The sequence below is a fragment of the Kytococcus sp. HMSC28H12 genome (genome assembly GCF_001816045.1).
Classification (GTDB): domain Bacteria; phylum Actinomycetota; class Actinomycetes; order Actinomycetales; family Dermatophilaceae; genus Kytococcus; species Kytococcus schroeteri.
Window position 1 is genome coordinate 1 of sequence record NZ_KV824573.1, and the last position, 5,782, is coordinate 5,782.

Consider the following 5,782-nt stretch of genomic DNA (forward strand, 5'->3'; position numbering starts at 1 on the left):
CGTCGTCGACGCCACGGCCGCCTGGGGCGACCGTGCGCCCGGGGTGGAGCGGCTGCACGTGGTCAAGCGCGTGGTCGGCGCCCCCGGCGACCGCGTCTCGTGCTGCACCGACGGTGCGATGGTGCGCAACGGCACCCCGGTGCCCGCCCACGGCCCGGGCGGGGAGGGGCTCGACCAGCGCTTCGACGTGGTGCTCGGTGAGGACGAGTGGTGGGTGGTGGGGGACAATGCGGTGCACTCCGCGGACTCACGCACCCACCTGGCCGCGCCGGGGGGCGGTGTGGTGCGGTCTGACGAACTGGTGGCCCGCGTACGGTGGGCCCCGTGAACACCGAGGAGCAGTCGATGCCGCCCGAGCAGCACGAGCCGAACCACGCCGCCGACGACCAGCCGGCCACCGGGTCCACCTCCCTCGAGGCCGACCCGGCGACCCCGGGGGAACCGGTCAAGGAGCGCGGGGGCTTCCTCAGCGCGCTGCGGGAGACCGTGGTGGTGGCCGCGCTGGCCCTGTTCTTCGCCTTCCTCATCAAGACCTTCCTCGTGCAGGCCTTCTTCATCCCCTCGGGCTCCATGGAGAACACGCTCCAGGAGGGCGACCGCCTGCTGGTGAACAAGCTGAGCCCCACCCCCTTCGCAGTGGAGCGCGGCGAGGTCGTCGTCTTCCAGGACCCGGGCCAGTGGCTCGGCAGCACGCCCAAGGACAAGTCGCTGCTGCACAAGGCCGGCCAGTTCGTCGGGGTGCTGCCCGGCGACGGCGACGAGTACCTCATCAAGCGCGTCATCGGGCTGCCGGGCGACCGGGTGCAGTGCTGCGACGCCGAGGGCCGCGTGCAAGTCAACGGCAAGAGCATCGACGAGCCGTACGTGTTCCCCGGCAACCCGCCGAGCCTGGTGGAGTTCGACGAGAAGGTCCCCGAGGACCACCTGTGGGTCATGGGTGACCACCGCTCCAACTCCGGCGACTCGCGTTACCACGGCACCGTGCCGATGGACCGCGTGACCGGTGGCGCCTTCGTCGTCATCTGGCCGTTCGACCACGTGGGCACCCTGCCGGGCAAGGACGTCTTCGCCGACGTGCCCGACCCGAAGTGACCCCGGGCGCCCCAGGGCGTCCCCGCACCGGCGCCACCACGCCCAGCCTGCGCGTCGAGCGCGAGCTGCTGCGCGGTGGCGCCGTGCGCGTGGCCGGCATGGACGAGGTGGGGCGGGGGGCACTGGCCGGGCCGGTGAGCGTGGGCGTGGTCGTCGTGGACGCCGCCGTGGGCACCGCGCCGGTGGGGGTGCGCGACTCCAAGGACCTCAGCGCCGCCCGCCGGGAGGCACTCGTGCCGCAGCTGCTCCGATGGGGTGTGGCGCGGGGCGTGGGGCACGCCTCGGCGGCCGAGGTGGACGCCCGGGGGATCATGGGCGCGCTGCGCACCGCCGGGCGGCGGGCCCTCGAGGCCTGTGGTGTGGAGGTGGACGTGGTGCTGCTCGACGGCAACCACGACTGGCTCACCGACCCACTCTCCGACGGGCTCCTGGCCGGCCTGGGCGTCGGCGGCGCGATGTCGGCCACGCCCCCGGTGGTGACCCGGACCAAGGCCGACCGCACCTGCTCCTCGGTGGCCGCCGCCAGCGTGCTGGCCAAGGTGGAGCGCGACGGCCTCATGGCCGGCCTGGCCCGGCAGCCGGGCATGTGGCCCTACGGGTGGGCCCGCAACAAGGGCTACGCCGCGGCCGACCACCGCGAGGCGCTGGAGCGGCGCGGACCGAGCACCCACCACCGCCGTTCCTGGCGGCTCGGGGTGCAGGATGGGACGAGCACCACGGAGGACCTTCCGTGGGCCGACGACCGGGAGGTGTGAGTGAGCGAGGAGGATCTCGACCGCTTCGAGGCCGATGCCGAGCTGGCCCTGTACAAGGAGTACCGGGACGTCGTGGGGCTCTTCTCCTACGTGGTGGAGACCGACCGCCGGTTCTACCTGGCCAACGAGGTGGACGTGCAGGTGGCCGGTGAGCCGGGCGACACCTGGTTCGACGTGCACCTCACCGACGCCTGGGTCTGGGACGTCTACCGTCCGGCGCGCTTCGTCTCCCGGGTGCGGGTCATGACCTACAAGGACGTCAACGTGGAGGAGCTCGCGCCGCAGGAGCTGACGCTGCCCGAGTGAGGGCCGCCCACAGGCGCCTCGATGCTGGGGACCGGCCCGGGGGCGCAGCCACAGGCCCGGCGCCCTCGCCCACCGCGCGCCGGTGCACGGGGCCACGCTGCGGGGCATGACTGCACGACGCACAGCCCTGGGGCGGCAGGGGGAGGACATCGCCGCCCGCTGGTGGGAGGAGCGCGGCGCGGAGTTGCTCGACCGCAACTGGCGCCACGGGGCCCACGGCGAGATCGACCTCGTGGTGGCCGAGGGGCCCCGCCTCGTGGTCTGCGAGGTGAAGACCCGCTCCACGGCGGCCTTCGGCGAGCCGGTGGAGATGGTCTCCCTGGCGCAACGGCGCCGCCTGCGGCGCCTCACCGCGGCCTGGCTGCAGGCGCACCCGGGCCGGTGGGACGAGGTCCGCATCGACGTGCTGGGGGTGCTCGCGCCGCCCGGGGGCCCGGTGACCGTCCACCACGTGCCGGGGGCCGTGTCATGACCCTCGGGCGCACCTGGGCGGTGGGCCTGGTGGGGGTGACCGGCCGGATGGTCCAGGTGGAGGCCGACATGGGCGCGGGGCTGCCCACCTTCACCATCGGGGGCCTGCCGGACGCCGCGTGCGCGCAGGCGCCGGACCGCATCCGGGCCGCGACGGCCAACGCCGGCATCCAACTGCCCAGCCGCAAGGTGGTGGTCAACCTGTCCCCGGCCGACCTGCGCAAGCGGGGCACGGGCTACGACCTGGGCATCGCCCTGGCGATCCTCGCGGCGGCGGGTGTCGTGCCGGCCGGGGCGGTGGAGCAGGTCGCACACGTCGGGGAGCTCGGGCTCGACGGGGAGGTCCGCCCCGTCCCGGGCGTGCTCCCGGCGGTGCTCGCCGCCCGGGCGGCCGGGGTCGAGCGGGTCGTGGTGCCCGCGGCGTCGTGGACCACCACCTGCACCGTGCCCGGCGTCGAGGTGCTGCCCGTGACCCACCTGGCGGCACTGGTGGAGGACTACGTCACCCACGGCCGCCCGATGGGGTGCACCACCGCGCTGCCGGAACCCCCGGCCGCCGAGGAGGTCGCCTGCCTCTCCGAAGTCGTGGGCCAGGAGGCCGCCCGACGGGCCCTGGAGGTGGCCGCCGCCGGCGGGCACCACCTGCTCCTGCACGGGGCGCCCGGCACGGGAAAGACCATGCTGGCGCGGCGGCTGCCCGGCATCCTGCCGCCGCTGGAGAAGGACGAGGCACTGGAGGTCGCGGCCATCGCGTCGGTCACCGAGGCCACCCCTGTGGGCCTGACCCGGGTGAGGCCCTTCGTGGCCCCGCACCACGCGTCCACCGCGAGCGCGGTGCTCGGGGGTGGGTCGGGGCGGGCCCGCCCCGGGGCGGTCTCCCGGGCCACCCACGGGGTGCTCTTCCTCGACGAGGCCCCCGAGCTGCGGCGCGACGTGCTGGAGGGGCTGCGCCAGCCGCTCGAGGAGGGGCGCGTGGTGGTGCTGCGTTCGGAGGGGGCGGTGGAGCTGCCGGCGCGCTTCCAGCTCGTGCTGGCGGCCAACCCGTGTCCCTGCGGCCTCGCGGGCCGGCGGGCCACCGCGGGCGCGGTCTGCGAGTGCACGCCCACCACGCGCCGGCAGTACGCCAAGCGCCTGTCCGGCCCCGTCCGCGACCGCATCGACCTGCAGGTCGAGATGGACCCCACCACCGTCTGGCCGATGACGCGCGAGCTCCCGGAGTCCTCGGCGGTGGTGGCCGAGCGCGTGGCGCGGGCTCGGCAGCGGCAGCGGGAACGCTGGGCGGGGCACCCGTGGTCGCTCAACGTGCACGCCCCGGGCAGCGTCCTGCGCCGCGGCCCCCACGCCGTTCCGCCCGCCGCCCTGGACCGCCTCCGGACGGCCCACGCCGCCGGCGTGCTCAGCACGCGGGCCGTGGACCGGGTGCTGCGGGTCGCCCGCACCCTGGCCGACCTGTCCGACGGGGGTGCGGTGACCTCCGAGCACGTGGCGCAGGCCGTGGTGCTGCGCGGGGTGGAGGCGGCATGAGCGCACCGTCCGCCCCGACCCCGCGCTGGTCGCCCGAGCGCGCGGCACGTGCCGCGTGGAGCCGCCTGTCCGAACCCGGCGACAAGGAGGCCACCGCCCTGCTGGAGCGGCTCGGTCCCGAACGCGCCTTGGAGCACCTCGTGGCCGACCCCTCGGTGGCGAAGGGTCGCTTCGCGCCCCGGCTCGCACAGTGGGACCCGGCCGAGGAGGAGGCCCGCGCCGCGCGCCTGGGCGTCCGGGTGCTCGTGCCGGGTGACGAGGAGTGGCCCGACGGCGCCGACCGCCTCGAGCACCCACCGGTGTGCCTGTGGGTGCGGGGCCGGTCCCACCTGGCCGAGGCGCTGGAGTGCTCGGTGGCCGTGGTCGGTGCTCGCGCCGCCACCCACTACGGCCAGTCGGTGGCCGGCACCTGGAGCCAGGAGTTCGCGGCCTCGGGGGTGACGGTCGTCTCCGGGGGAGCCTTCGGCGTCGACGCCGCAGCCCACCGGGGCGCCCTCTCGGCGCCCGGCACGACGGTGGCCTTCCTCGCCGGGGGAGTGGACCGCCCCTACCCGGCGGCACACGCGGACCTGCTCCAGGCGGTCGCCGGGCAGGGGGCGCTGGTCAGCGAGGCCGCCCCGGGCTGTGCACCCCACCGGGGGCGCTTCCTCACCCGCAACCGCCTCATCGCGGCCTTCTCCGGCGGCACGCTGGTGGTGGAGGCCGGTGCGCGGTCGGGTTCGCTGTCCACCGCGCGCTGGGCGGACTCCTGCTCCCGCCCGGTGGCCGCGGTGCCCGGCCCGGTCACCTCGGAGTTCTCGGTGGGGACCCACCAGGTGGTCCGCGATGGCCTGGCGACCCTGGTCACCACGCCGCAGGAGGCCCTGGAGGCCCTGTCACCCCTGGGTGCCGCCCTCGCGCCGGTACCGGTGGGGCCGGCGGCGGACCGGGACGCGGTGGAGCCCGAGCACCGGTGGTGCTGGGACGTCGTCAGCCCGCGGGGCTCCACCACCAATGCGGTGGCCCGCGCGGGGGGCCGGTCCCTCGCCGAGGCCGAGTTGGCCCTGGGGCTGCTGGCGCTCGCCGGTCAGGTGCAGCGCACGGACCGGGGGTGGGTCCGCACCCGCTGACGCACGGAGCCCGGTACTGTGCACTCGTCCGCCGGCCCGGCCCCGCCCGGGCCGGGCCGGCCCACCACGCACCCAGGTTCCGGGACGCCGTGGTGGACTGTCCCGCATGCGGACGGACCTGGCGCGGGCGGTGGAGGAGTTCGGCGACCACCTCGAGCACGAGCGTGGCCGCTCGGCCCACACCGTCCGGGCCTACCTGACCGACCTGCGGGGACTGGTCGAGCACCTCCAGGAGCAGGGCGTGGACCGGTGGGACCGGGTGACCCTGGCCCACCTGCGGTCCCACGCCGCGGCGCGCTCTGCCCGGGGCCTCGCGCGCACCACCCTCGCCCGGGGTGCTGCGGCGCAGCGGGCCTTCTTCGGCTGGATGGTGGCGCGCGGTACCTTGGACACCGACCCCTCGGCCCGCCTGGTCTCGCCGCGGGGGGAGCGGCGGCTCCCCGGCGTGCTCCGGGCGGACCAGGCCGAGGCGGTGGTCTCGGGTGCAGTGGCTGCCGGGCCGGTCGACAGGCCCGGCGGGGCCGG

Annotated in this window: 8 protein-coding genes; all 8 read left to right on the top strand. The window is 76.2% G+C overall.

All coding sequences use genetic code 11. The features are described from left to right. Positions 1 to 328: S26 family signal peptidase (locus HMPREF3099_RS13025; RefSeq protein WP_237769814.1), on the top strand; the 328-nt coding region annotated here is incomplete at its 5' end. Next, a complete protein-coding gene (lepB, locus tag HMPREF3099_RS08985; RefSeq protein WP_237769815.1) occupies positions 325 to 1,092 on the top strand; it encodes a signal peptidase I in 768 nt (255 codons plus the stop codon). The genes HMPREF3099_RS13025 and lepB, both read left to right, overlap by 4 nt. Continuing rightward, complete coding sequence (locus HMPREF3099_RS08990; protein WP_070705650.1) at positions 1,089 to 1,847, top strand: ribonuclease HII; 759 nt, start codon at positions 1,089 to 1,091, stop codon at positions 1,845 to 1,847. Before lepB ends, HMPREF3099_RS08990 begins: the two co-directional genes overlap by 4 nt. Then, complete coding sequence (locus tag HMPREF3099_RS08995) at positions 1,848 to 2,153, top strand: DUF2469 domain-containing protein (protein ID WP_070705651.1); 306 nt, start codon at positions 1,848 to 1,850, stop codon at positions 2,151 to 2,153. A 106-nt stretch (positions 2,154 to 2,259) separates the two neighbouring features. Beyond that, on the top strand, positions 2,260 to 2,625 hold the full coding sequence (locus HMPREF3099_RS09000; protein WP_070705652.1) for a YraN family protein: 366 nt from the start codon (positions 2,260 to 2,262) through the stop codon (positions 2,623 to 2,625). Beyond that, positions 2,622 to 4,148, top strand: a complete 1,527-nt coding sequence (locus HMPREF3099_RS09005; protein WP_070705653.1) for a YifB family Mg chelatase-like AAA ATPase — start codon at positions 2,622 to 2,624, stop codon at positions 4,146 to 4,148. Before HMPREF3099_RS09000 ends, HMPREF3099_RS09005 begins: the two co-directional genes overlap by 4 nt. Then, a complete protein-coding gene (gene dprA, locus HMPREF3099_RS09010; RefSeq protein WP_070705654.1) occupies positions 4,145 to 5,257 on the top strand; it encodes a DNA-processing protein DprA in 1,113 nt (370 codons plus the stop codon). Before HMPREF3099_RS09005 ends, dprA begins: the two co-directional genes overlap by 4 nt. A gap of 106 nt (positions 5,258 to 5,363) precedes the next feature. Beyond that, the coding region (locus tag HMPREF3099_RS09015; protein ID WP_168168503.1) for a site-specific integrase at positions 5,364 to 5,782 on the top strand (419 nt) is incomplete at its 3' end.